Raw genomic sequence first — 25223 nt, 5'->3', positions numbered from 1 at the left:
TACGCTCAAGGGCGAAGGCGGCAACGATCTGCTTTACGGCCTCGGCGGCAACGACTCGCTCGATGGCGGCGATGGCTCGGACATGCTCGACGGCGGTGTTGGGCAGGACACCATGGCCGGCGGGCTTGGTGACGATACCTACTATGTGGATTCCTCTGGCGATCAGGTCGTTGAGCGGCAAGGCGAGGGCTACGACATGATCATCGCCAAGGGCGACTACGCCCTGGCCGAAGGCGTATCGATCGAGCTCCTGCGCGCCGACGACATGTATGGCAAGGTTTCGGTGCAGTTGCGGGGCAACGCCTTCGCCCAGACCATCTCGACCGGTAACGGCAACGATACGCTGGACGGCAGAGGCGGCGGCGATACTCTTTCGGGCGGCGCGGGCGATGATCGCTACACCGTCTACAGCACGGCCGACAGCATCGTCGAATATGATCGCGAAGGCTTCGACGTCGTCGCCGTCCAAGGCGCCGATTACGCGCTGGCGGCCGGTACCGAGGTCGAGCGGATCGAGATCGCCTCTTCCGGCAAGAGCAGGGTCGTGGGCAATGAACTGTCCCAGACCATCGTCGGCAACGGGTTCGACAACACGATCGATGGCGGCGGCGGCAACGACATTCTCTATGGCAGCGCCAAGGGCGCCACGCTGTGGAGCAATATCGTCAAGGTCTTCTCTCCCGGCGACAGCGATACGTTCCTGTTCTCCACCGCGCTCGGCGCCAACAATGTGGACCGCATCCACAATTTCGAAGCCGGCATCGGCGGCTTCAGCACGAAGGTCCTGTGGTGGACGATCGACTTTCCCGGCACGGTCATCGACCGCATCGGACTGTCCAAGTCGATCTTCGACACGATCGGCGTTGGGACGCTTTCGGACAAGGCCTTCTGCGACATGGGCAAGGAGAAGGTCAGCGCCGCGGACCGCATTCTCTATGACCGCAACAGCGGCTCTATCTACTACGACGTGGACGGGTCCGGCGCCCAGGCCGCCATCAAGTTCGCCGAGGTCGATGCAGGCCTTGCGATGAAGGCCTCCAACTTCTTCGTCTATGCCTGAGAATTGCGGGGAGCGCCGACCGAAATGGCCGGCGCTCCCCCCCCCCTGACCTGTCACGCACAGACGCACGGCTCGGACATAAGCGCTGCGCCGAGCCATCGGCGCGGCGTTCGTCGCCAAGGTGCCGACAAAGCCATAGAACGTCATCTGCCGGGTGAGGTCGTCATCTTACCCTGACCCCGACGATAGGCCATCCGATCTCACAACAACACTTGGCGAAAGTGGCCAAGCCACATACCGGCTTGGGAAATCCTTCTCGCAGCCCAAACCACGATGGCGCCAAAACATTGGCCAACCACGTAGCACCATGCCTCAGGGCTGAGCATCATTCTGATATTTTTACGAGCATTTCAACTTCCAGTTTATAGAAACGTTAGCGCACATTACAGTACATTCAAGAATTAAATTTCTACATTTTATTTCTACAAGAATGGTTTCAGCATGAAAACGATTGGGAGCGCGCAATCTGCGCCCTTTGTCGCATCGAGTTTTGGCTTATCCGCATCTGTTTTGGGGTTAGAGGCCTGCAAGACCGGACGCATATTGCAATACCGGTAAGCCGAACCCCTACCGCATTCTCATACTCCGACTGCCCGTCCAGCGCGGGCACCCGAGTGGTCGCGCGCACTCATAAGCTGCACGCAGTCGCTTGGTGATTGTGCGCGCACAAAAATGTCTCGTTTTAATCTTCCATATCAGAGCAACGTCATGTTCAGTTTCAGATCGTTCTTCACGAGTATATTCAACCCATTTCGTCCAGCTCCCGCTCCCGCTCCCGTGGCCCGCATGGTCCTGGATGATACCGATGTTTCAGGCGCGTCGTGGATGGACGCCACGTCCGCGACAGGACCCTTGTTCATCAACATGTCCAGGGACACCGTCACCTTCGACGGCCGCAGTTACCAGACAGCCAGCAAGCCGAATTTTCAAAGCGGGTCCGGCGACGACTTCATCTGGGGCAATTCGAGCGCCAACAAGATCAATGGCGGCTTAGGAAACGACGCTCTCTTCGGGCGTGACGGCGCGGATACGCTCGACGGCGGCATTGGCCACGACCAACTCTTCGGCGAGGTCGGAGATGACATCCTTCTGGGCGGCCAGGGGAACGACCTCTTGGACGGCGGCATCGGAACCGATACATTGCGGGGCGGCGCCGGTGACGACACGTATATCGTCGACCTGACATCCGATAGTGTGTTTGAAGCCGATGCTGAAGGCTACGACACCGTCAGGGTAGCAGTCGACTATACGCTTCTGAGCGGCCAATCCATCGAGCGCCTCGAGGCTGCCGATCCATCGAGCACGGCCCGCCACAAACTGGTCGGGAACAGCCTGCAACAGACCATCGTAGGCGGCGCGGGTCAGGATACGCTGGACGGTGCCGGGGGTGGCGACACGTTGATGGGCGGGCTCGGAGACGACCGCTATACCGTCTACAGCTCAGCAGACAAGATCATCGAAGCCGTCAACGAGGGATACGACACCGTCCTCGTCAAAGCCCAGGAATACCGGCTGACACAGGGCGCTGCGGTGGAGCGGCTGGAGCTGGCGGATGACAATGCCCGCATCGTCTCCGGCAACGAGCATTCGCAGACCATCGTCGGCAACGCCTTCAACAACATTATCGATGGCGGTGCTGGAAACGACACGCTGATCGGCGGCAATCCGACCGGGAAGGCCGGTATCCTGGCATTCGCCATGCCGATGCTCTTCAGCGATTACGACACGTTCCGCTTCTCAACACCCCTTGGCCCGGACAATGTCGACAAAATCGTAGACTTCAACAATCAGGTCGATCCCGTTACCGGCGTCCTCAAGGTTCTCGCTTTGGACTTCACAACGCCCTTCCGTGGGCGCGATACGATCGAATTGTCGAAGGCGATCTTCACGCAGCTTCCCATCGGAAACCTTTCCGCATCGGCGTTCTGCCAACTGGATACGCAAGCGCTCAATGCTGACCATCGCATTCTGTACTCGGCCAGCACAGGATCGATCTTTTACGATTCAGACGGCTCCGGCAGCGCCCTGGCGATTAAGTTCGCTGAGCTGAACGCGCATCAATCTCTCAATTTCACAAGCTTCGTGGTCTCTGCATAATTTTTCCGCGATTTATTTATCGTTCTATACCAGGATTTATATTATGAGAATTTTCTCAAAACTGCTCTCCAATTGGAGCCTTTCATCCCTCTTCTACACACGACCGTCGAACAACAAGACCGCGGAGGACCCTTACAGCGGCAGTGACTGGCTTGATCTCCGAAGCGCAAATGAGAACATCGTTGTAAATTTCCCGAGCTTTACTCGCTTTACTGGCAATTTTGACCACAACTGGAACGTTAATTCGGACGTCCGCAGTGTCATAACCGGAAGAGGGAATGATACGCTGGTCGGCGATAACCGAGCCAACAAATTCGTTACACAGGCCGGCGACGACTATCTCGACGGAGGTCAAGGAAGCGATACGCTGGAAGGAGGAGCGGGAAACGACACATACTATGTCGATTCATCCAATGACGTGGTGATAGAACGCGCCAACGAGGGCAACCGTGACAGCGTCCATACGACGAGCGACTTCACCCTCGGCGACAATCAGTCGATCGAGTATCTGTTTGCCGATCAGACCCGCCAGCATGGCGGACTGAGCCTCAAGGGCAATGCGCTGCAGCAGACCATCACGGGCTGGACCGGCAATGATACGCTCGATGGCGGCGGCGGCGGGGACAATCTTGGTGGCCTCGGTGGCGACGATACGTACATCGTCCGCTCATCGGAGGATACCGTCGTCGAGTTCCCAAACGCCGGGCGGGACAGGGTCATCGTCAACGTCGCCAACTATCAACTTACGACGCATTCTGAGATTGAACGGATCGAAGCCGGCTCCGATGCGCGGACGATCGTCGGCAACCAGTTCGCCCAGACCATCGTGGGCAACGACGCAAACAATATTATCGACGGCGGGCTTGGGAACGATACTTTGGATGGTGGCGACAAGTCCGGCTTGTTGAGCATTCTTTGGAAGGATGTGGATACATTCCGCTTCTCCACGGCACTTGGAGCCGATAATATTGATACGATCACCAACTTTCACCTTGCGAAGGATGGCGTGCCGTTCCTTTCGTCGACACCGTTGGGGGGTCTGTTCAGTCTGGTAACCAACTTCATCGGATCGCTGATCGGTCAGTCGGCCGAATCCGACAAGATCGCGCTGTCGCAATCGGTATTCACCGGCATCGGCGTCGGGCAATTGAAGGAGAACGCGTTCTGCACGCTCGATACGGACGCGGTAACCGCTTCCGATCGAATTCTGTACCAGAAGAGCACGGGAGCGCTGTATTACGACGCGGACGGCTCCGGCTCCATCGCCGCCATTCAGTTCGCGAATGTGGAAGCCGGGCTCGCCATGAAAGCATCCTGCTTCTTCGTCTACGCCTGACGCAGGGGACGACGCGCCCGAGCTTTGCGTATAGCGCCGTGTCCGTCCGGGCACGGCCGCTTCGCGGGTCAGATCCAAGGCGCGGAGGCTTCCCCTACCCTATCGAGCGGCAACCCTGCCCGTAAGCCCGGCCTGTGCACCCGGCACGAGCGGCAGCGCCAGAATGCGTGCCGGATCGACCGGCCCCGGCATATCGATGCTTCCCGGCGGGACCGGCGCATAGCCGAGCGGAACGTAATAGGCTCGATCTCCCACCAGGAAAATGACCTCCTCGCCGGCAGCGGCCGCGGCCTCCGCGGCCATTTTCATCAAGGCGCGGCCGATGCCGAGGCTCTTGAATTGCGGGCGCACGGCCAGCGGCCCAAGCATGAGGGCCGGCCGGTCGCCGATCCGAACGGGCGTCTGGCGCACGGACCCGATCACCTCCCCGTTCAGGCAGGCCACGAAGGAGAGGTCGGGTGCATGGGGCGCCATTTCCCGAACGCGGGCAGCGGCGCGCGCGTGCCGGCCGGGCCCGAACGCCTCGGCTGCAATGGATTCGATAGCGGCGGCATGCGCGGGAAGTTCCAGGCCGAACTGCAGTTCGGCGACGAAGGGACGAGACAACATGATGGGACCGGATGGTGACGCGGCGAAGTCTTCCCGCCCGTCGGCCGGCAACACGGCTTTCAGGCGGAGGCTTTGGCTGCGGCTGGCGCCGCTGGCAGGCTTCGTCGTCGCAGAAGGCGCAAGTGTGTGCCCGATCGTCTCTTTTCCATCTGATCTTCGCCTCTATCATGCGCTCTTGAAAGCGTCCATTGCATTTTGGGCGATGGACGTGGGCCGCCGGCCGAGGACAGGAGTGCATGCGCATGGGGTTGCTGGTCGATGGAAAGTGGGAAGACGTGTGGTACGACACCACGTCGACCGGCGGCAGCTTCCAGCGCGAACAGAGCCGCTTCCGGGACTGGATCACGGCCGATGGCGGCCCGGGCCCGGATGGCCAGAAGGGTTACCCTGCTGAAGCCGGGCGCTACCATCTCTATGTCTCGCTCGCCTGCCCCTGGGCCCATCGCACGCTGATCCTGCGCAGGCTGAAGGGCCTGGAGGAGATCATCTCCCTGTCGGTCGTGGACTGGCTCATGGCCGAAAAAGGCTGGACCTTCTCCGACCGTCCCGGCGCCATTCCCGACAGCGTCAACGGCGCGCATCATCTGTTCGAGGTCTACCTGAAGGCCAAGCCGGACATGACGGGGCGGGTCACCGTGCCGGTCCTGTGGGACAAGCAGACGAACAGCATCGTCAGCAATGAATCGGCCGAGATCATCCGCATGTTCAATGCGAGCTTCGACGCCTTTGGACGGGCCGATGTCGATTTCTATCCGCAGGCCCTGCGGGCCGAGATCGATGCCATGAACGCATTCGTCTACGAGGCCATCAACAACGGCGTCTATCGCTGCGGTTTTGCCACCACGCAGGAGGCGTATGAAAAGCCCTTCATGAGGCTCTTTGCGGCTCTCGACGACATCGAAGCGCGGCTCGGCACGCAGCGTTACCTGATCGGCGACCGGTTGACGGAGGCGGACTGGCGGCTCTTCACCACGCTCATTCGCTTCGACGCCGTCTATGTCGGCCATTTCAAATGCAATCTGCGCCGCATCGCAGACTATCCGAACCTGTGCGACTACATGCGGGAACTCTATCAGTGGCCGGGCATCGCTGAGACGGTGAACTTCCAGCACATCAAGGGCCACTACTATCAGAGCCACAAGACGATCAACCCGACCGGCATCGTGCCGCTCGGCCCCGAGCTGGACCTCGACCGACCGCACGGCCGCGCCCGGCTGCCGGCATGGTCACCAGAGGGGGCTTGAGGGCGCCTCCGCGCGCAGCTCAGCCAGCCGGCGCAGCGTTGCCGGGGTGACGCCCTCCGGCAGGCTGTCGGGTGGGAAGAAGCCGCTTTCGGCAATCTCCCGATCCGGCGCATGGGGCGCCGACTGCACGGCGTGGTCGCAGGCATAGAGGACGACGTGATCGCGCCGCGAAGCCGCGCGGTTGAAATGAACGGAGACGAGGCGCAGCGGCGCCAGCGCCGTCAGGTTGCCTTCCTCGGCCATTTCCCGCAGCGCGGCGGCTTCGATGCTTTCGCCCGGATCGACGCCGCCGCCGGGAAGATGCCAGCCCGCAACATAGGTGTGCCGCACCAGGAAGATGCGGCCTGCCACATCGAAGGCCGCGACACGCACCCCGAGCGTCATTGGACGCAGGGCCAGGAAGGCGAGATGTCGCAGTCTCGATAGCATGCTCAAACTCTTGTCACCCGATAAGGCTTTCCAAACTCCCTCGCCCGGTTACATTCCCGACGATGTTTCGAATAGCGCATCTTTCCGACATCCATCTTGGCCCGCTGCCCGAGCTCTCCTACCGTGAGCTCGCCTCCAAGCGGATCACCGGTTACATCAACTGGCAGCGCAATCGAAAGCGCGCCATGTTCGGCGATACGTTGCTGCAGCTCGTGGCGGACATGCGGCAGAACAGGCCCGACCATGTCACCGTTACGGGCGACCTCGTCAACCTGGCGACCAAGACCGAGGTGGACGGAGCGCGTCTCTGGCTCCAGGATCTGGGCAAGCCGGACTGGATCTCCGTCGTACCGGGCAATCACGACGCCTATGTCCCCGGCGCCCTCAACCGCGCCTGCCGTGAATGGAACCCCTATATGGTCGGGGATGAGGGGCTGGAATTCGACGACCGGCGCTTTCCCTACATGCGGGTGCGTGGCCCCGTCGCCATTATCGGAACGTCGAGCGCCGAGGCCACCGTGCCCTTCTTCGCCACCGGCAGCTTCAAGCGCCGCCAGGCGCTGCGCACGGCGCAGCTCCTGCGGCAGGCGCATGGCCTCGGCCTGTTCCGGATCGTCCTCATCCATCATCCGCCGATTTCCGGCGCCGCGGCCTGGTCCAAGCGCCTGGTCGGCAAGCAGTTCTTCTCACGCGTCATCAGCGATGCGGGCGCTGAACTCGTGCTGCACGGCCACACCCATCTGGATACGCTGTACTGGCTGAACGGTCACGGCGGAACGCGGGTGCCGGTCTGCGGCGTCCCGTCGGCCAGCCAGAGCGCCGGGCACGAGAAACCGGCCGCGCGCTACAATCTCTTCGACATCGATGGCGGCCCCGGCGAATGGAGCCTCGTCCAGCGCGAGCGGGGCCTGACACCCGACGGCAGCCGGATCGACTGGATCCGGGAGCGCAAGCTCCTTGCGAACGGCACCGCCGTGGCCACCGGTCCTACGGTCGACTTGCCTCCGGCCCGCCGCAGCGAAGACCGGCCGCAGGAGCCGTAAGGCGCGCCCGCGGAGTGCCCTTCTCACCGTGAGGGCATCAGACCTCAAGACCCCGGCTCCGCCAGGACGTCGCGAACCTCGTCGCGGAGCCACTCCCGCAAGGTCATGATCATCGGTTCCTCTTCCTCGCCCGGGCGATGGACGAGGTCGTAGCCGCGCCCGGCCGGCAGGCGGATGCCGGCAAACGGCTCTACGAGGCGCCCCGCCGCAATATCCTCGCAGACCAGGGCACTGCGTCCGAGGGCAACGCCCTCCCCGCGAATCGCCGCCTCTATGGCAAGGCTTCCATGGCTGAAGGTGGGCCCCCGCATTCGCGGCGCCGACACCCCCGCGGCCTTGAACCAGAGCGCCCATTTGGGAAGCGTGCTGTCGTCGTGGAGGAGCCGCTCCTCGTTGAGCAGCGTGCAGCCCAGAAGGTCTGCCGGAACCGTAATTTGCTTCTCGTCGCGGTAATGCGGGCTGCAGACCGGGCACATGGTTTCGTCGAGGATGCGCTCCGAGACGGTCTGAGGGTAGCTGCCGACGCCGTAGCGGATCGTGGCATCGACCCGTCCGTCCGACAGGTCGATGTTGACGTCGCTGACCTCCAGGTGGATGTCGACCGAGGGGAGCCGCGCAGCGAGCCGATGGAGCCGCGGAGCGAACCATTTGGCGGCAAAGGAAACGCTCGTGCTGATTGTCAGGCGGTCGTTCCCGCCTTGTACCCGCAGGCGGTCGGCATCCCTTGCGATATCCGCAAGCGCCCGGCTTACCGTCTGGTGGAATGCGGCTCCGGCCTGCGTCAGGACGATCTGCCGGGTGAGGCGGCGGAACACAGGGAAGCCCAGCTCCTCCTCCAAAGCCCGGATCTGGCGGCTGATCGCGCCGGCCGTCACGTGAAGCTCGGCACCGGCTTGCGTCATGCTCAGGAGCCGTCCTGTCGCCTCGAAGGCGCGGAGTGTCTGAAGGGGTGGGAGGCGGTTTGACATGGCGCACCGACGCTTGCATTCCGCTCAAGCATAGCGGGCCGACATATCGTTTGTCATGACGCTTCGCCGGGTGCGAAGAGCCATCGGATGTCTCAAACGGGCGGCCCTCTTTCCATGACCATAGACGCATCTGGAAACACCGCGGGCACACAGGTTTCGTTGCGCTCGTCATGGAGCGTCCCGGCCATGCTGGTTCTTGCCCTCCTGTGGGGCCTGTCCATTCCGATCACGAAGCTTGGCCTTGCCTCGATGCCGCCGCTGACATTGACGGCGTTGCGCTTCGCGATCGCGGTTCCGGTCTTCATGCTGTTCGGGCTCGGCCGCCTCCGGCTTCCCTGGAAGGCCGTGCCCAAGGTCGCCGCGCTCGGCATAGTGGGGATCGGCGTCGGCCAGGTCGCGCAGACCTTCGGGATCGCGGGAACCGCGGCCTCGGTCAGCACCATCATCTCGGCAACGATCCCGCTCTTCGTCGTGGTGTTTGCGAGCCTGCGCCTTCGCCAATCGGTCGGGCGCCTGCAAAGGGTCGGCCTTCTTGCCGCCTTCGGCGGGATCGCGCTCGTCGCTTTCGGCCAGGGGGACGGCGCCTCCGGCCTTGCGGGGACGACGTTTTCCGGCGTGGCCCTCGTCTTCCTGTCGGCGGTGACGATCGCCTTCTACTACGTCTGGAGCGTCGAGCTGACGCAAGCCTTCGGGACCGTCACGGTCTCGATCTGGAGCACGGTTGCCGGCTTCGCGGTCCTCTTGCCGTTCAGCGCGTGGGAAATGTCACGGACCGCTTTCACCCTGGAACCGGCGGCCGTTGCGGCTGCGGCCTATCTCGGCGTCCTGGTGACGGTCGCGGGCCTGTTCCTGTGGCTTTGGCTTCTGCGGACGGTCCCGGCCCGCGTCGCCGCGAGCGTTCAATTCCTGCAGCCCGTCTTCGGGATCGCCGCCTCGGCGGCGATGTTCGGCGACAGGATGGGGCCGCTCTTCATCTGCGGCGTGGTCCTGATCCTCGTCGGCGTCGGGCTGGCGATCAGCCGGCAACGCGCCGCACGGCAGGTGGCGGCGGCCGAGCCCTCCCCCGTGCGGTAAATGCGCAACTTCCACCAACCGTACCGGCGGGGACGGTCGTGGCTTGTGGCGCCTGCCCCACCTGGTCTATGCCGGTCGTCGCCACATTCCTGCGCAGGGTCGATGCCGTGCAACACCAACGCTTCACCGCAGCCCTGCCCGCCCTCGCCGCCGGCCTTCTGACGGCGGCGATTGCCTTTACCTCCAGCTTCTCAGTGATCGTGCAGGGTTTGCACGGTGTCGGCGCGACGGTGGATCAGGCGGCCTCGGGCCTCTTTGCCCTGTCGGTCACGATGGGCCTGTGCAGCATCCTCTATTCCTGGGCGAGCAGGATGCCCATCTCCATCGCCTGGTCGACGCCCGGCGCCGCCTTCCTGGCCATTGCGGGCACGCCTTCGGCGGGCTATCCGGCCGCCATCGGCGCCTTCGTCGCAACCGGGCTTCTGATCCTCGTGGCAGGGCTGATCAAACCGTTCGGCCGCCTCATCACAAAGGTGCCGCGCTCGCTCGCCAATGCCATGCTGGCGGGCATCCTGTTCGATCTGTGTATGGCCCCCGTGCGGGCGGCCGCCGCCGTTCCGCTGGATGCCGGGCTCATCATCGCAACCTTTCTCCTGGTCGGCGCCGTCAAGCGCCTGGCGGCCGTGCCGGCCGCCGCGCTCGTCACCATGGCGCTCATCCTGTTCCGGGCGGGTGACACGGTGCCGGGCCTTGCCAGCCTGACGGGCCCGATCGCCGTCATGCCGCAATTCGACCTGTCGGCCATCATCGGCATTGCCCTGCCGCTCTTCGTCATCACCATGGCGTCCCAGAACGTGCCGGGCCTCGCCATCCTGAAACTCAACGGATACGAGCCGGCGCCGGGGCCGATCTTCGTCGGCACCGGCCTTGCGACGGCGCTGGCGGCGCCCTTCGGCGCGCTCGCGTTCAACCTTGCCGCCATCACGGCCGCGCTTTGCGCGGGGCCGGAAGCCGGCCCGGACAAGCGTTTGCGCTACCTGGCCGGAATCTCCAGCGGCGCGGCCTACATCCTGTTCGGGCTGGCCGCCGGCTGGATCGTCACCTTCGCGGCGCAAGCGCCGCTTCTGATCGGCACGATTGCCGGTCTGGCGCTGTTGGGCGCGCTCGCCAGCTCACTGCATGGCGCGATGGAGGTTGTGAAGGAGCGCGAGGCAGCCGCCGTCTGCTTCCTGGTCTCGGCGTCCGGGCTGGCCTTCCTGGGCGTCAGCGCTGCCTTCTGGGGCCTCGTATCGGGCGCTGGCGTGCTCGGCCTGCGGCGGCTGGCAGGGTCAGATCAGCGGCGCGCCGCTTAGGAGCGACAGGCCGATCAACGCGCCCGCACCCAGGACGGCGCCGATGATGATCCAGGCAAGCGCCAGCATCAGGGCCGTCTGCCGCCCCGCGCCCGCCGGTCGCGAATCCTCGACCATGTCCGGGCCGGCAATGACCAAACGGCCGGCATCCCCGCGCGCGGCAACCCGGTCCGACAGCGCGAGCGCGCGGTCCCGCTCCACGATGCGCTCGGCCACATACTCCGTCACGGCATCGACGATGCGCTGCGGATCGGTGGATTCGGACAGGGTGACGCGCCCGAGCCGGGTTTCCCGCAGGAAGCGATAGGTGACGCGGTCGCGCGCCATGGAAACATGCGCCGTGCCATCCACCCAGTAGCGGGGCTGCGGACCTTCCGAAAGGGTGAAGTCGAACAGGTCGTCCGTCGCCGGAACGGCATCGGAGACTTCCTTCATATCGTCGGCCAGGGTGGCCAGCCGGGCGCGCTCCGCCTCGCGTATGTCGACCACGATGTCGGACCGCTGCGCCGCCGCGATCTTGGCCGCACGCACCGCATCCGTCAGCCGGCGGGACCCCTTGGCCACCGCAAGATCTGTCTTTGGCTCGCCCATGTCGCTTCTCCGACCATTCCGCATGTCGGGTGCAGTAGACACCGGGGCTCGTTAAGAAAATGCGACGACGGCACGCAAAAGCGCAACCGCCGCCGCCCGGCCCCTACTCGGCCGTGGTCTCCTCCGGCCTCATCAGGATGCGGTTCGCGGCCGCCACGATCGCCTTCAGCGATGCGGAGACGATGTTGTGGTCGATGCCCGCGCCGAAGACCTTGCCGCCCGGAAACTCGATTTCCATGTAGGAAATCGCCGTCGCGTTGGAGCCGTGCTGCAGCGAGTGCTCTGCATAGTTGGCCACTGCCATGTCGATGCCGATATGGCGCGACAGGGCATCGACGAAGCCGTCGATCGGGCCCGTCCCGCGGCCTTCGATCCGAACCTCTTCACCGCGGTCCAGAATGACGGCCTCGACAAGCCGGTCGGACCGGCCGCCGCCTTCCGCGCGCGTCAGATGTTCTTCGAAGCGCAGCGGCGCACCGGGCTGCTCGACATAGGTTTCCAGGAATTGCTCGTAGATGCGGCGCGCCGGCATCTCCTTGCCTTCCTGGTCGGTGATGCGCTGGATCTCGTCCCGGAACTCGATCTGCAGGTTGCGCGGCAGGTTCAACCCGTAATCGGCCTGCAGCACATAGGCGATGCCGCCCTTGCCGCTCTGCGAGTTGATGCGGATGATCGCCTCGTAGCTGCGCCCGACATCCTTCGGATCGATCGGCAGGTACGGGACCTCCCAGACCGGCGTATTGGCGGCCCGGGCGGCCTTCATGCCCTTGTTGATCGCGTCCTGGTGCGAGCCGGAAAAGGCCGTGTAGACGAGCTCGCCGACATAGGGGTGGCGCTCGGGGATGCGCAGCTGGTTGCAGTGCTCGTAGACATCCTTGATGCGGTTGATGTCCGAGACGTCCAGCTCCGGATCGACGCCTTGCGTGAAGAGGTTCAAGGCCAGCGTCACCAGATCAACATTGCCGGTGCGCTCACCGTTTCCGAACAGCGTTCCCTCCACGCGGTCGGCGCCGGCCATCAGCCCCAGCTCGGTCGCGGCGATGGCCGTGCCCCGGTCGTTATGCGGGTGCAGCGACAGGATGATCGCGTCCCGCCGATCGAGGTTCCGGCTCATCCATTCGATCTGGTCGGCATGGATGTTGGGGGTGGACATCTCCACCGTGGCCGGCAGGTTCAGGATCAGCTTGTTATCCACCGTCGGCTGGATGATCTCCGACACCGCGTTGCAGATCTCGAGCGCGAATTCCAGCTCCGTGCCGGTGAAGCTTTCGGGCGAATACTGGAAGCGGAACCCGCCCCCCGCCTTGGCGGCCATGTCGGCGATCATCTTGGCCGCGTCGGTCGCGATCTCCTTGATGCCCGCGCGGTCCTTCTGGAACACGACCCTGCGCTGCAGCTCGCTCGTCGAATTGTAGAAATGCACGATCGGGCGATGCGCCCCTTCGAGCGATTCGAAGGTCCGGGCGATCAGCTCGGGCCGGCACTGGACCAGCACCTGGAGCGAGACGTCCTCCGCCACGCCGCCCTCTTCCACCGCCCAGCGGGTGAAGTCGAAATCGGTCTGCGAGGCCGACGGGAAACCGATCTCGATCTCCTTGAAGTTCATATCCTTCAGGAGCGCGAACATGCGCGCCTTGCGCTCATGGCCCATCGGGTCGACCAGGGCCTGGTTACCGTCGCGCAGGTCGACGGAGCACCAGATCGGCGCCTTCTCGATCCGGCGGGACGGCCATTGGCGGTCCTGCAAATCGACATGCGGGTACGGGACGTATTTTTCGGCGGCCTTGGCCATGACGGGACGGCCGGAAGGTTTGGCCGGTATGCTGGACTGCGACATCGTCTTTGCCTCTTCAAGGACCGCACCCGCCGGCGCACTCATCGTGCCGGCCGCGGCCTTCGGGTCTGTCTAACTTGGGTTTGCGAGGGGACGACTGCGTCAGCAAGGCGCCGGCTTCGACCGCCGGGCGCCCCCTCTCAACGGGCCCGACGACCGCCGCTAAGGAGCAGAAGGAGGCTGGGGCAGGCGCGCGCGAAGCCGTCGGCAGAGCCGATAGGGCATTCCATGTCGTGCGAGCCGAGATTCGTCATGCCGGCAAATTGCGTCGGCGCGTTGCCGAATGCAAGCCCCTTCCCGTCGAAACCTTCACAGGATCGGAACGCCGACCTGCTTGGCCTCGTCCTCCGGCTCCACATGGATCAGCACGTTGGCGCCCCGGAACCGCTCCTGCAGCCGCGCCTCGATCCTGTCGCAGATCACATGCGCCGTACCGACCGTCATGCCGCTCGGCACGACCATGTGGAACTCGATGAAGAAGGCCGGCCCGGCATGGCGCGTGCGCAGGTCATGCACTTCGAGCGCGCCGTCCGCATGGGCGGAGATGATGCCGCGCACCTCCTCCAGCTCGCCCGGATCCATGGCCTGGTCCATCAGCCCCGACAGGGAACTGGTCACCACTTTCAGCCCCTCGCGCAGGATGTTGAGCGCCACGAGCGCGGCCATCAGCGGGTCGAGCACGTGCCAGCCGGTCAGGATCGCAAGGCCCAGCCCCGCCAGCACCCCGACGGAGGTGAAGACATCGGCCATGATGTGCCGGCCGTCGGCGGCAAGCGCCGGGGAGCGCCGCGCCCGGCCCTGCCGGATCAGGTAGGTGCCCCAGATCGCGTTGACGACGGTCGCCACGGCGTTGATCGCCATGCCCTGGGCCGGCGTGTCCAGCGCCCGCGGCATCTGCCATGCGGCCCAAGCCTCCCGCAGGATCAGGAGCGCCGCCACCGTGATCAGCACGCCTTCCAGGACGGCCGAGAAATACTCTGCCTTGTGGTGGCCGAAGGGATGATCGGTGTCGGCCGGGCGCGCCGAAACGTTGATCGCCCACAGGGCGGCCAGGCTGGCCACCACGTTGACGACGGACTCCAGCGCGTCCGAGTAGAGCGCGACCGAGCCGGTGACCGCATAGGCCAGATATTTCAGGCCCAGCACCAGGAGCGCGACGAAGATCGTCGTCACCGCAATGCGGTTCGCGGTTTTCAGCTCGACCACGATCCTGCCCTCTCAAGCGGCCTTGACGCGCGCGCGGCGTGCCAGTTTGGCGACGACGTTCTCGATCATCCGCATGCCGGCATCGCCACCCAGCGTCATGATGCTTTCCGGATGGAACTGCACCGCTGCGACGGGCTCCGTTCGATGTTCGAAGGCCATGACGACGCCGTCTTCCGTTTCGGCCGTCACGTCGAACTCCCGCGGCAGGCGGATCGGATCGGCGAAGATGGAGTGATAGCGCCCCACCGTCACCTCCGCCGGCAAGCCGTCGAAGATCAGCCCCGGCTTGCTCACGCGGATGCGGGAGGGCTTGCCATGCACAGGCACATGCAGTGTGCGCAGGCTGCCGCCATAGGCTTCCGCCAGCGCCTGGAGCCCTAAGCACACGCCGAAGATGGGCAGGCCGCGCTGGCGCGCCGCGCCGATCGTGGCCCGGCAATCGAAATCCTCCGGGCTTCCCGGCCCGGGCGACAGGACCACGAGGTCCGGCGCGACCCGGTCGAATATCTCTACCGGCACCGGCGTGCGCACGGTCGTCACCTCGGCGCCCGTCTGCCGGATGTAGTTGGCGAGCGTATGGACGAAGCTGTCCTCGTGATCGACGAGCAGCACCCGGACGCCCTCGCCCACCCGGGAATGGACCGCCTCGGCCGGGCCGACGGCCTCGGCCCCGGCATCGCGGATGGCCGACAGGAAGGCGGAGGCCTTCAGCTCCGTTTCGGCCTCTTCCTCCTCCGGGTTGGAATCGTAGAGGAGCGTCGCGCCGGCGCGCACCTGCGCCACCCCGTCCTTGAGCCGGATGGTGCGCAGAGTCAGGCCGGTGTTCATATCGCCGTTGAAATGCATCATGCCGACGGCGCCGCCATACCAGGCACGCGGGCTCTTTTCATGCGTTTCGATGAAGCGCATCGCCCAGAGCTTGGGTGCGCCCGTCACCGTGACGGCCCAGGCATGCGACAGGAAGGCGTCCATCGCGTCCATGCCTTCGCGCAGCCGGCCCTCGATATGGTCCACCGTGTGGATCAGCCTGGAATACATCTCGATCTGGCGGCGGCCGATCACCCGCACCGATCCGGGTTCGCAGACCCGGCTCTTGTCGTTGCGGTCGACATCCGAGCACATGGTCAGTTCGGACTCGTCCTTGCGCGAATTTAGGAGCTTGAGGATCTGCTCGGAATCGGAGATCGCATCCGCGCCGCGGCGGATCGTGCCGGAGATCGGGCAGGTTTCCACCCGGCGTCCGCTGACGCGCACGAACATTTCCGGGCTCGCGCCGATCAGGAACTCATTGTCCCCGAGGTTGATGAAGAAGGAATAGGGCGACGGGTTGATCGACTTCAGCTTGCGGCTGATGGCCGAGGGGGCGCTGTCGCTCCGCTCGTAGAAGGTCTGGCCGGGGACGACCTCGAACAGATCGCCGCGCACGAACTTGTCCTTGGCGCGGCGCACCAGCGCGGCATACTCGCCCGGCGCATGGTCGCCCCGTTCGGGCGTGCCCTGCGCGGCCCTGTAGGGGGCCTCCGGCCCGCCACCGGGAAGCCCGGCCGTACCGACGCCATCCATCTCGAACTCGAAGCGGTCCACATAGGCCGTCGCGCCGTAGTGATCGGCCGTGTGGACCGCATCCGGCAGGAACAGGACGAGGTCGCGCTGGTCGTCCGGGCGCTGCAGATGCAGCGTGACGGGATCGAACTGGAAGGCCAGGTCGTAGCCGAAGGCGCCATAGAGCCCGAGATCGCCGTTCTCGTGCGATTTGAAAAGCTGGACGATGGCCCGCAGGACCGAGAAGACGGTCGGCATGCGCGACCGCTCCTCTTCGGTGAAGACGCGGTCCGGCGTCTTGACCGAAAGGTCGATCGCATCCTCTGTCCGCGCGAAGGCGGAAAGGTCGGGATGGCCGTCCAGCGCGTCGCCGATGAATCCGACGAGTACCCTGCCGCGCGGGTTCAGCGCCTCGATCCGCATGACCCGCCCCGAAGCGGTGATGACGACCGGCGGATCGACGATCGCCGTATCCCACCGCGTATAGCGGCCCGGATATTCGTAGTTGGACGAAAAGACCGCGCCGCGCCGCGTGTCGAGCTGATCGATGACCGGCTCGATGGCCCCCTCATAGGCAATCGCCTGGCGGTGCCGCGTGATGGTTATGCCGCCTTCGGTGACGTAACGCTCCGTCCCATCGGACTGACTGTCGAGACTCATCCTTGCCATCCTCACAAAGCCTCGGGGGGCGGCACGCAAAGAAAAAGGCCGCCGGTTTCCCGAAGCGGCCCATCGTTTCGAACATGCGCATGGTCGAAGGCCGCGGTTAGCGCGCCTGCCACCAAAGAGTGATGTTCGCCGTCATGTTCATGGGCAAAGCGTTAGCGGCTCGCCGTCCCACGCGCAAATGAAAAAGCGCGCCGCCCCCAACATGCCAATGCTTCGCAAATCCGTTCCGTCACGAAAGCCCCTCGATGAAGCCCGCCTGCGTCAGGTGGATATGCTCGGCCGCCGGGTGGCGCGGCAGGCCCGGCATGGTCAGGATATCGCCGCAGATGGCCACCACGAAGCCGGCGCCCGCGCTGAGGCGCACCTCGCGGATATGGACGATATGCCCTTCCGGCGCGCCGAAGCGCCGGGGGTCGGTGGAGAAGGAGTATGGCGTCTTGGCAAGGCAGACCGGGAGACTGCCGAAACCATCCGCCTCGAAGCGCTCCAGCTCCCGCAGGACCTGCGGCTCGGCCGTGACCGCACTGCCGCGATAGATCCTGCGCACCACGGTTTCGATTTTCTCCAACAACCCCAGTTCGTCGGCATAGAGGGGCGAGAAGTCCGCCGTTCCGCTATCGGCCAGCGCCGCCACTTTTTCAGCCAGTTCCAGAATGCCGGCCGAGCCTTCGGCCCAGTGGCGGCAGATCACCGCCTCCACGCCCATCCGCGCGACATAGGCCTTGAGCGCCTCCAGCTCGGTGGGCGTATCGCCGGCAAAATGGTTGATCGCCACGATCACCGGCACGCCAAAGCCGCGCACATTCTCGATATGGCGGCCGAGATTGGCCGCGCCCTGGCGCAGCGCCTCGACATTTTCCGTGGCCAGATCCGCCTTGGCGACGCCGCCGTTCATCTTCAGGGCGCGCACCGTGGCCACGATCACGCAGGCATCGGGCCGCAGCCCGGCCTTGCGGCATTTGATGTCGAAGAACTTCTCGGCGCCGAGGTCGGCTCCAAAGCCCGCTTCCGTCACCACATAATCCGCCAGCTTCAGCGCCGCCCGCGTGGCGACGACCGAATTGCAGCCATGGGCGATGTTGGCGAAGGGCCCGCCATGCACGAAGGCAGGGTTGTTTTCCAGCGTCTGGACGAGATTGGGCAGGATGGCGTCGCGCAGAAGGGCCGCCATGGCGCCCGTCGCCCCGATCTCTCCGGCCGTGACGGCGGTGCGGTCCGTGCGGTAGCCGACGACGATCCGCGCCAGGCGGCGTTCGAGGTCCGCAATGCCGTCCGCCAGGCACAGTATGGCCATGATCTCGGACGCCACGGTAATGTCGAAGCCCGTTTCCCGCGGGATGCCATTGGCCGGGCCGCCGAGCGAGACCACGATATCGCGCAGCGCCCTGTCGTTCATGTCGACCGCGCGCCGCCAGACGATGCGCCGGGAATCCAAGCCCAGCGCGTTGCCCCAGTGGATATGGTTATCCACCATGGCCGCCAGAAGGTTGTGCGCGGCGGTGATGGCGTGGAAATCGCCGGTGAAATGGAGGTTGATATCCTCCATCGGCACGACCTGCGCCCGGCCGCCGCCGGCCGCCCCGCCCTTCTGGCCGAAGCATGGGCCGAGCGAGGGTTCGCGCAGGCAGATGGCAGCCTTGCGCCCGATGGCGTTGAGCCCGTCGCCGAGCCCCACCGTGGTCGTGGTCTTGCCCTCGCCCGCCGGTGTCGGGTTGATGGCGGTGACGAGGATCAGGCGCCCGTCGGGCCGCCCCTCCAGGGAATCCAGGAACGCACGCTCCACCTTGGCCTTGTCGCGCCCATAGGGGATCAGCGCCTCGTCCGGTATGGCCAGCCGTGCCGCAACCTCGGCGATCGGACGTTTGCGCGACCCGCGCGAGATTTCGATGTCGGAGGGGAATGCGCTCACGGTCAGCTCCCGGTCTGTTGCGGCGCCAATGGCGCGGCGCACCATAGGCCGGGCCATCCGTGCGACCAAGACCCGGGCGTGCCAATGCCGGCTCAAGCCGCGTTTTTAACGAAACGTGTCGCCTTTGCGCCTTGCGCCCGGCACGGCCACCTCGTTTCCTAGGTGGACAAATGGTAGCCCGGACGTAGTTTTGTCGCAGCCGTATCAACAGGAATGCGAGGGGTGGGCGAAGGCGTGGAATGGATCACCGGGCATAAGATCCCCATCGGGCATTACGGCGAAGCGGCCTTCGACTGGCTGATCGGCAACTTCCTGCCCTTCTTCGACGCGCTCAGCGCCGGGCTGTCGGCCATTATCGGCTGGATCACCTATGCGCTCGAGACGCCACCCGCGCTTGGCGTGATCCTGGCCTTCGCGGCCTTCGCCTTCCTGATGCGGCGCAACCTCGCCGCGCCGCTCATGACGGCGGCGGGGCTCTTGCTGATCGTCAACCTCGGCTACTGGCGGGAGACGACGCAGACCCTCGCGCTCGTCATCGCCTCCACCTTCGTCTGCATGGTCATCGGCGTGCCGCTCGGCATCCTCGCCGCGCGGCGGCAGTGGATCTACAATGCCATGCGCCCCGTACTCGATCTGATGCAGACGATCCCGACCTTCGTCTACCTGATCCCGGCGTTGATTCTCTTCGGTCTCGGCACCGTGCCGGGCCTCGTCGCCACGGTCATCTTCGCGCTGCCGGCGCCGATCCGGCTGACGCGCCTCGGCATCGTGTCGACGCCCGGCGCCCTCCTCGAAGCGGGCGACGCCTTCGGCGCGACCGGGTTCCAGCGCCTCGTCAACATCGAGATCCCCAACGCCCTGCCGCAGATCATGGCCGGGCTGACGCAGACCATCATGCTGTCCCTGTCCATGGTGGTGATCGCCGCGCTGGTCGGCGCTCCCGGGCTCGGCGTGCCGGTCCTGCGGGCGCTCAACACGGTGGACATCGCCCGGGGCCTGGAAGCGGGCCTGGCCATCGTCATCCTGGCCATCATCCTCGACAGGTTCTTCCGCATCGACGAGGGGGGCACGCGATGAAGCCCATCGTTTCGTTCCAGAACGTCTCCATCGTCTTCGGAGATGCCGACAAGAAGGCGCTCGAACTGGTGGATGCCGGGAAGACGCGCGCCGAAATCCGCGAGGCGACGGGCGCCACGCTCGGCGTCGCCAACGCCAGCCTGGACGTGCGCGAGGGCGAGATCGCCGTGCTCATGGGCCTGTCCGGCTCCGGCAAGTCGACGCTGATCCGCGCCGTCAACGGCCTTGCCCCCATATCGCGCGGGCGGGTGGTGGTGGATACGGGGCGCGGCGCGGTGGACATTGCGGAAGGAGGGTCACGCCGCCTGCGCGAATTGCGCCGGCACGAAGTGGCGATGGTCTTCCAGCAATTCGCGCTGCTGCCCTGGCGCAGCGTCGTCGACAATGTCGCGCTCGGTTTGCAATTTGCCGGCATGTCGCGCACCGAGCGCCGCCGCCAGGCCCTGGAAAAGCTGGAAATCGTCGGGTTGCAGGACTGGGCGCACAGCCGGGTGGGCGAGCTGTCGGGCGGCATGCAGCAGCGCGTGGGCCTTGCCCGCGCCTTCGCCACGGATGCGCCCGTCCTCCTGATGGACGAACCCTTTTCCGCCCTGGACCCGCTCATCCGCGCCAAGCTCCAGGACGAGCTCCTGGAAAGCCAGCGGCGCTTCAAGAAGACCATCATCTTCGTCAGCCACGATCTCGACGAAGCCTTCAAGCTCGGCAACCGCATCGCCATCATGGAAGGCGGGCACATCGTGCAGGTCGGCACGGCGAGCGAAATCGTCCGCAAGCCGTCCGGCCCCTATGTGGCCGAGTTCGTAGCCCATGTGAATCCGATGAACGTCCTGACCGCGCAGGATGCCATGGCCTCGATGGAGGGTGTCTCCATGGACACGCCCATCGCCTCCGCCGTGCAGCCCGACACGCCGCTCCGGCGTGTCATGGAAATGCTGCGCAGCCGCGGCGGCGAGGTCCTGATCTCCGACCGTGGGCGCGTTGTGGGCCGCGTCGGCCCGCGTGACGTGGTGACCGCGCTCCTGCGCGGCCGTGCGTCAGGCGATGGTGAGCCGGCGGCGTGACGTGACCCGAACACCCTTCGCCCCTGCCCGTTCCACGGCGGCGGCGAGGGGCTCGGATGCCACCATCATATGATGCGCATTGGCATGGATGAGCCGCGCGTCATCCTGCATGATCCCCACATGGCCCGGCCAGAAGACGAGGTCGCCGCGCTGCAAAGGCGCGCCCTCGTCCAGCGCCACGCCGGCCGACGCTTCCTGCATGTCGGCATCCCGCAAAAGCGCATGGCCTGCCATGCCGGCCGCCAGTTGCACGAGCCCCGAGCAATCGATGCCGAGCGCACTCTTGCCGCCCCAGAGGTAGGGCACGTTCAGAAGCGCCTCGGCAACGGTCACGAAGTCGGCCGCCTGTGCATCCACGCTGGCCGTATGCTGCATGACGACCGCGCCGAAGGGCTCGATCAGCACGTAAGCGGCATTCCTGTCCTGCGCCGTTCCGGCGGCGCGAAAGGCCGCGCCCATGGGCAGGAAGCCGATCGGCGGCTGCTTGATATCCGGCGCGGGAAAGACCAGCGTGCGAGGGACAGTGACGATGCGATCCGGCGCGGGCGCGTCCGGGCCGATCTCCTCGCGCGCCATCCAGCCGACATAGCCATCCTGGACGAGCTGGACCCAGGCCCAGCCCTCGCCCGGATCCTCGAAGATCAGGACCGCCTCGCCGCAAAGGCCTTCCGTCTCCAGCGGCGCGTCGCTGGCCGGGCGCCGGCGCAGGGCGGCCAGCGGCGCACGGATGCGCGCGGGCGTCCCCGCCACGAAGCGGTCCGCGCCGACGCGGCTTTGCAGGCGCAGATCGGCAAGGTCGGGCCGGGCGGCGTTCAGCCGAAGGTCCAGGCTCATCGCCCGTAACGCTCCTCGATCACGGCGGCGAGCGCGCGAATGGCCTGCGCCTCGCCGCCGATGCCGCCATAGGGGACGGCTTTGGGCCGCCATCCGAAGACGTCGAAATGCGCCCAGGCGTGGGTCATGCGCACGAAGCCCTGCAGGAACAGCGCCGCTGTGATGGCGCCCGCAAAGCCATCCGTGGTGACGTTGTTGATATCGGCCACGCGGGACGACAGGTTGGCCGCATAGGGCCGCCACAGCGGCATGCGCCAGACCGGATCGGCCAGCCGCGCCGCGGCCCGTTCCACATCCGCCGCCAGGGCGTCGTCTGGGGTGAAGAAGGGCGGCAGCTCCGGCCCCAGCGCCACGCGGGCCGCACCCGTCAGGGTGGCAATGTCGATCAAAAGTTCCGGCGCGTCCTCGTCGGCAAGCGTCAAAGCATCGGCCAGGACGAGGCGTCCTTCGGCATCGGTATTGCCGATTTCCACCGTCTTGCCGTTGCGGCTCGGCAGGATATCGCCCGGCCGGAAGGCATCGCCGGAAATGGCGTTCTCGACGGCGGGCACCAGGACGCGCAAGCGGATATCGACCCGCCCCGCCATCAGGATCCGCGCCAGGCCGAGCACATTGGCCGCCCCGCCCATATCCTTCTTCATCAGGAGCATGCCCGATGCCGGCTTGATGTCGAGGCCGCCCGTATCGAATGCGACCCCCTTGCCGACCAGCGTCACACGCGGGGCGTCGTGCCGCCCGAAGCGCATGTCGATCAGGCGCGGCGCCCGGCTGCTGGCGCGGCCGACCGCGTGGATCATCGGGAAGTTCGCCGGAAGGAGCGCATCGCCGGTGGTCACCTCGACCTCTGCGCCGAATTCGGCCGCCAGGTCGCGCGTTACGCGCTCCAGCGCATCGGGGCCCATGTCGTTGGCCGGTGTGTTGATGAGGTCGCGGACCAGCGCGACACCCTCGTAGAGCCGCGTCTCGTGCCCGCCCGATCCCGGGACGGTCAGCGTCGGCGGCGGGTTGCCATCTCCGGCATTGCGGTAGCGCTCGAACCGGTAGCCGCCGAGCCGGAAGCCGAGCGCGGCCAGATCGGCGTCCAGCTCCGCATCGAGCCGCCATGCACCCGATGGCAGCGCCCCCGCAAGCGCACCCGTTGAAAGGCTCGTGGCCGGACAGGCCTCGTCCCGCGGGCCGAGGCCGAGGACGGCCGCGCCGACGCCGCCATCCTCCCCCGGCACCAGAAGCACCTGCCCGAGCCCCGCCTTGAACCGCGCCGCATCCGCCCAGCCTGCGGCCTTGGCCGGTAGCTGCGAGAGTTCCTCGCTGTGCACGGCATGGACGGGGCGTGCTGCGGTGGTGTGCGACATCAGCTTTTCCTCGATGGTTGGGCGTTACAAACGCCGGTCCGTCATCGCACGGAAAGGGTGCGACCGGTCACCGAATGGGTCACCCGCTCCAGGACGCGCGTCAAGGGGTGTGCGTCATTCACCTCGGCCAGCAACTGGCCGCGCCGGGTGGCAGTGGCAAAGAGGCGGGGTGAAAAGGGGATCGCCGCCAGAAGGTCGATCCGCCCGGGTTCGACGAAATCGCCGATCGGCAGGTCCGCGCCCGCGGACAGCCCCATCTGGTTCAGGATGAGTTGCGGCCGGGGCGGCACGCGCTCCAGGCTCTCAAGGGCATCCAGAAGGTTTGCCAGGTTGTTCAGGCTCTGCAGATCGGGCGTCGCCGTGATCACGATGGCGTCGGCCTCGGCAAGCCGGTCGCGCACGAGCGGGTTCCAGCCATGCGGCAGATCGAGGAAGACGAGCTCGGCGGCCCGGCGGGCCGTTGCGAGCGCTGCGGCCGTCCGGCGGTCCGAAGCATCGCCCTGCCAGTCCTGCGGCAGGGTGATGAGGTTGAAATTCTCGCCGCGCGAAACAAGCTGCCCCTGCTGCCGGGAAAGGTCGAGGTTCAGCGCCCCCGAACCGAAGGCCGGGTCGAGATCGGCCAGCACGACCCGGTCGCGGTAGAGGCGGGCCGACAGGAAAGCCAGGTTCTGCGCCAGGACGGAGGAGCCGGCGCCGCCCCGCGCGCCCATGAAGGCGACCATGCGGGGGCGGTGGACGCCCCGTTCCGCCGGAACGATTCGGGACAGGGCCAGGACGATGTCGGCCGGCGACACGGGAAGCGGCAGGAAGGCCGATATGCCCCGGCGCATCAGCTCGCGCGTCAGGTCGGCATCGGCCGGCGCGCCCACCACGACAACCTTCGTTTCCGGGTCGCAGTGATCGGCAAGCGTGTCGAGCGCCTCCAGAAGGCCGTGCGGGCCGGCATCGGACTGGAGAATCAGGAGATGCGGCGTCGGACGGTCGGCATAGTGGCGGCAGGCCGCGGCGATGCCGCCCGGGCGCACCCGCACCGTCAGCTGCCCGGCCGTGGGGGTCTGCGCGGCGCGCTGGATGGCGGCCGCAATGCGTTCATCGTCACAGAAGGCGTGCAGGAGCAGGGCCGGCAGGCGTGGTACTGCCGCGCCGCGATATGCGCCGTGTTCCTGGCTGTTCCCGGCTGAGGGCATGGACGGCTTCGGTTTCCCCGTATGACGCAAAGACCTGACGGGCGGTCACCCCACCGCCATGCGCCATGGTGCCGCCAAACCCATAAAGGGCGGATTAACGAAGCTGTCCGCCCGGCCTATATGATGCCGATCGGCAGGAAAGGTCGGATCGATGGCACGCGCCATACTCATGGTCATGGATTCCTTCGGTGTCGGCGCAGCGCCCGACGCGGCCGATTTCGGCGATGCCGGGGCCGACACGTTCGGCCATATCGTGGCGGCGGCCGCACAAGGCCGGGCCGACCGCGCCGGGCTGCGGCAGGGACCGCTCGAACTGCCGAACCTCGACGCGCTCGGCCTCTACGCTGCAACGGGGCGCCGCAGCCGCTTTTCGCCGCGCGCCCGTTTCGGCACGGCGTCGGAGCGCTCCATCGGCAAGGACACCCCGTCCGGCCACTGGGAGATCGCCGGCCTGCCGGTCCCCTTCGCCTGGGGCTATTTCCCCAAGGCGGATCCGGCCATCGGCGATGCGCTGGTCGATGCGCTCGTGTCCGAATGCGCCCTGCCCGGCGTGCTGGGCCGCGGCCACGCATCGGGGACAGAGATCATCGCGGCGCTGGGCGGTGAAAGCGTCGCATCCGGCAAGCCGATTCTCTATACCTCCGTCGACAGCGTGCTGCAGATCGCCGCGCATGAGGTCCATTTCGGGCTCGACCGCCTCCTGCAGCTCTGTGTCGTCGCGCGGCGGCATGTCGACAGCCTCAACATCGGCCGGGTCATCGCCCGGCCCTTCGTGGATGATGGGAATGGCGGTTACCGCCGCAGCGCCA

General features: G+C 65.9%; 20 protein-coding genes and 2 pseudogenes. 11 read left to right on the top strand and 11 right to left on the bottom strand.

What is annotated here, in order from left to right:
* Window positions 1-28: 28 nt before the first annotated feature.
* From AUL30_RS20295 to AUL30_RS14480, 4 genes and pseudogenes are all read left to right on the top strand, one after another.
* Window positions 29-112, top strand: a pseudogene (locus AUL30_RS20295) (hypothetical protein); the annotation flags it as partial.
* Entirely contained in the window at window positions 113-1060 is a 948-nt protein-coding gene (locus tag AUL30_RS14490) for a calcium-binding protein (protein ID WP_202814515.1), read from the top strand.
* Between the two features lie 852 nt (window positions 1061-1912).
* The gene (locus AUL30_RS14485) at window positions 1913-3157 is read left to right on the top strand and encodes a calcium-binding protein (protein ID WP_192843072.1); all 1245 of its coding nucleotides are present in this window, start codon (window positions 1913-1915) and stop codon (window positions 3155-3157) included.
* Between the two features lie 43 nt (window positions 3158-3200).
* Window positions 3201-4493, top strand: a complete 1293-nt coding sequence (locus tag AUL30_RS14480; RefSeq protein WP_157070180.1) for a calcium-binding protein — start codon at window positions 3201-3203, stop codon at window positions 4491-4493.
* Window positions 4494-4592: 99 nt separating this feature from the next.
* On the opposite strand, the gene AUL30_RS14475 is transcribed toward AUL30_RS14480, so the two are convergent.
* A complete protein-coding gene (locus tag AUL30_RS14475) occupies window positions 4593-5102 on the bottom strand; it encodes a GNAT family N-acetyltransferase (RefSeq protein WP_062228688.1) in 510 nt (169 codons plus the stop codon).
* 242 nt (window positions 5103-5344) lie between these two features.
* Here AUL30_RS14475 and AUL30_RS14470 point away from each other — a divergent pair, with 242 nt between their 5' ends.
* Window positions 5345-6346, top strand: coding sequence for a glutathione S-transferase family protein (locus tag AUL30_RS14470; RefSeq protein ID WP_062228687.1), 1002 nt, complete (start codon window positions 5345-5347; stop codon window positions 6344-6346).
* On the opposite strand, the gene AUL30_RS14465 is transcribed toward AUL30_RS14470, so the two are convergent.
* Complete coding sequence (locus tag AUL30_RS14465) at window positions 6329-6775, bottom strand: NUDIX domain-containing protein (protein WP_062228612.1); 447 nt, start codon at window positions 6773-6775, stop codon at window positions 6329-6331. The genes AUL30_RS14470 and AUL30_RS14465 overlap by 18 nt on opposite strands.
* Before the next feature lie 62 nt (window positions 6776-6837).
* Between AUL30_RS14465 and AUL30_RS14460 the strand changes: the two genes are divergently transcribed.
* Window positions 6838-7818, top strand: coding sequence for a metallophosphoesterase family protein (locus AUL30_RS14460; protein ID WP_062228611.1), 981 nt, complete (start codon window positions 6838-6840; stop codon window positions 7816-7818).
* Between the two features lie 44 nt (window positions 7819-7862).
* Here AUL30_RS14460 and gcvA read toward each other — a convergent pair whose 3' ends face one another.
* Window positions 7863-8786 carry a transcriptional regulator GcvA gene (gene gcvA, locus AUL30_RS14455; protein WP_062228610.1) on the bottom strand — a complete coding sequence of 308 codons (924 nt, stop codon included), beginning with the start codon at window positions 8784-8786 and terminating at the stop codon, window positions 7863-7865.
* A 186-nt stretch (window positions 8787-8972) separates the two neighbouring features.
* On the opposite strand from gcvA, the gene AUL30_RS14450 reads away from it, so the two are divergent.
* Together AUL30_RS14450 and AUL30_RS14445 are read left to right on the top strand one after the other, a co-directional pair.
* On the top strand, window positions 8973-9860 hold the full coding sequence (locus tag AUL30_RS14450; RefSeq protein ID WP_062228609.1) for a DMT family transporter: 888 nt from the start codon (window positions 8973-8975) through the stop codon (window positions 9858-9860).
* Window positions 9861-9967: 107 nt separating this feature from the next.
* Window positions 9968-11152 (top strand): benzoate/H(+) symporter BenE family transporter, encoded by a 1185-nt coding sequence (locus AUL30_RS14445; RefSeq protein WP_062228686.1) that lies wholly within the window; start codon window positions 9968-9970, stop codon window positions 11150-11152.
* Here AUL30_RS14445 and AUL30_RS14440 read toward each other — a convergent pair.
* The 5 genes from AUL30_RS14440 to AUL30_RS14420 form a co-directional block, all read right to left on the bottom strand.
* A complete protein-coding gene (locus AUL30_RS14440; protein ID WP_062228608.1) occupies window positions 11129-11743 on the bottom strand; it encodes a hypothetical protein in 615 nt (204 codons plus the stop codon). The two genes, AUL30_RS14445 and AUL30_RS14440, sit on opposite strands and share 24 nt — an antisense overlap.
* Window positions 11744-11846: 103 nt before the next feature.
* Entirely contained in the window at window positions 11847-13535 is a 1689-nt protein-coding gene (gene leuA / locus AUL30_RS14435; protein ID WP_062228685.1) for a 2-isopropylmalate synthase, read from the bottom strand.
* Between the two features lie 351 nt (window positions 13536-13886).
* Window positions 13887-14783, bottom strand: a complete 897-nt coding sequence (locus AUL30_RS14430; protein WP_244490844.1) for a cation diffusion facilitator family transporter — start codon at window positions 14781-14783, stop codon at window positions 13887-13889.
* A gap of 12 nt (window positions 14784-14795) precedes the next feature.
* Window positions 14796-16985, bottom strand: a complete 2190-nt coding sequence (locus AUL30_RS14425; protein WP_062228606.1) for an anthranilate synthase — start codon at window positions 16983-16985, stop codon at window positions 14796-14798.
* Window positions 16986-17223: 238 nt separating this feature from the next.
* On the bottom strand, window positions 17224-18948 hold the full coding sequence (locus AUL30_RS14420) for a formate--tetrahydrofolate ligase (RefSeq protein WP_062228605.1): 1725 nt from the start codon (window positions 18946-18948) through the stop codon (window positions 17224-17226).
* Window positions 18949-19137: 189 nt separating this feature from the next.
* Between AUL30_RS14420 and choW the strand changes: the two genes are divergently transcribed.
* Window positions 19138-19980 (top strand): choline ABC transporter permease subunit, encoded by an 843-nt coding sequence (gene choW / locus AUL30_RS14415; protein ID WP_062228684.1) that lies wholly within the window; start codon window positions 19138-19140, stop codon window positions 19978-19980.
* Window positions 19977-21041: a choline ABC transporter ATP-binding protein gene (gene choV / locus AUL30_RS14410; protein ID WP_062228604.1), complete on the top strand. Its 1065-nt coding sequence runs from the start codon at window positions 19977-19979 to the stop codon at window positions 21039-21041. Before choW ends, choV begins: the two co-directional genes overlap by 4 nt.
* On the opposite strand, the gene AUL30_RS14405 is transcribed toward choV, so the two are convergent.
* The 3 genes from AUL30_RS14405 to AUL30_RS14395 are packed head-to-tail and all read right to left on the bottom strand — an operon-like array spanning window position 21015 to window position 24414.
* The gene (locus tag AUL30_RS14405) at window positions 21015-21875 is read right to left on the bottom strand and encodes a C40 family peptidase (RefSeq protein ID WP_062228603.1); all 861 of its coding nucleotides are present in this window, start codon (window positions 21873-21875) and stop codon (window positions 21015-21017) included. The two genes, choV and AUL30_RS14405, sit on opposite strands and share 27 nt — an antisense overlap.
* A complete protein-coding gene (locus AUL30_RS14400) occupies window positions 21872-23242 on the bottom strand; it encodes a leucyl aminopeptidase family protein (RefSeq protein ID WP_407638283.1) in 1371 nt (456 codons plus the stop codon). Before AUL30_RS14400 ends, AUL30_RS14405 begins: the two co-directional genes overlap by 4 nt.
* Window positions 23243-23268: 26 nt before the next feature.
* Entirely contained in the window at window positions 23269-24414 is a 1146-nt protein-coding gene (locus AUL30_RS14395; RefSeq protein ID WP_062228601.1) for an AAA family ATPase, read from the bottom strand.
* 151 nt (window positions 24415-24565) lie between these two features.
* On the opposite strand from AUL30_RS14395, the pseudogene AUL30_RS14390 reads away from it, so the two are divergent.
* Window positions 24566-25223: pseudogene (locus AUL30_RS14390) on the top strand (phosphopentomutase); the annotation flags it as partial.

Source organism: Aureimonas frigidaquae (assembly GCF_001463905.1).
Taxonomy (GTDB): Bacteria; Pseudomonadota; Alphaproteobacteria; order Rhizobiales; family Rhizobiaceae; genus Aureimonas; species Aureimonas frigidaquae.
Note: the sequence above shows the minus strand (reverse complement) of the source record. Positions and strands in the feature narration are given on the sequence as shown.

Excerpts from the sequence above, each read along its gene's own strand:
- AUL30_RS14490 (WP_202814515.1), top strand. The coding sequence starts at position 113 with ATGGCCGGCGGGCTTGGTGACGATACCTACTATGTGGATTCCTCTGGC.
- AUL30_RS14480 (WP_157070180.1), top strand. The coding sequence starts at position 3,201 with ATGAGAATTTTCTCAAAACTGCTCTCCAATTGGAGCCTTTCATCCCTC.
- AUL30_RS14475 (WP_062228688.1), bottom strand. The coding sequence starts at position 5,102 with ATGTTGTCTCGTCCCTTCGTCGCCGAACTGCAGTTCGGCCTGGAACTT.
- AUL30_RS14470 (WP_062228687.1), top strand. The coding sequence starts at position 5,345 with ATGGGGTTGCTGGTCGATGGAAAGTGGGAAGACGTGTGGTACGACACC.
- AUL30_RS14465 (WP_062228612.1), bottom strand. The coding sequence starts at position 6,775 with ATGCTATCGAGACTGCGACATCTCGCCTTCCTGGCCCTGCGTCCAATG.
- AUL30_RS14460 (WP_062228611.1), top strand. The coding sequence starts at position 6,838 with ATGTTTCGAATAGCGCATCTTTCCGACATCCATCTTGGCCCGCTGCCC.
- gcvA (WP_062228610.1), bottom strand. The coding sequence starts at position 8,786 with ATGTCAAACCGCCTCCCACCCCTTCAGACACTCCGCGCCTTCGAGGCG.
- AUL30_RS14450 (WP_062228609.1), top strand. The coding sequence starts at position 8,973 with ATGCTGGTTCTTGCCCTCCTGTGGGGCCTGTCCATTCCGATCACGAAG.
- AUL30_RS14440 (WP_062228608.1), bottom strand. The coding sequence starts at position 11,743 with ATGGGCGAGCCAAAGACAGATCTTGCGGTGGCCAAGGGGTCCCGCCGG.
- leuA (WP_062228685.1), bottom strand. The coding sequence starts at position 13,535 with ATGGCCAAGGCCGCCGAAAAATACGTCCCGTACCCGCATGTCGATTTG.
- AUL30_RS14425 (WP_062228606.1), bottom strand. The coding sequence starts at position 16,985 with ATGAGTCTCGACAGTCAGTCCGATGGGACGGAGCGTTACGTCACCGAA.
- AUL30_RS14420 (WP_062228605.1), bottom strand. The coding sequence starts at position 18,948 with ATGGTGCGCCGCGCCATTGGCGCCGCAACAGACCGGGAGCTGACCGTG.
- choV (WP_062228604.1), top strand. The coding sequence starts at position 19,977 with ATGAAGCCCATCGTTTCGTTCCAGAACGTCTCCATCGTCTTCGGAGAT.
- AUL30_RS14405 (WP_062228603.1), bottom strand. The coding sequence starts at position 21,875 with ATGAGCCTGGACCTTCGGCTGAACGCCGCCCGGCCCGACCTTGCCGAT.
- AUL30_RS14395 (WP_062228601.1), bottom strand. The coding sequence starts at position 24,414 with ATGCCCTCAGCCGGGAACAGCCAGGAACACGGCGCATATCGCGGCGCG.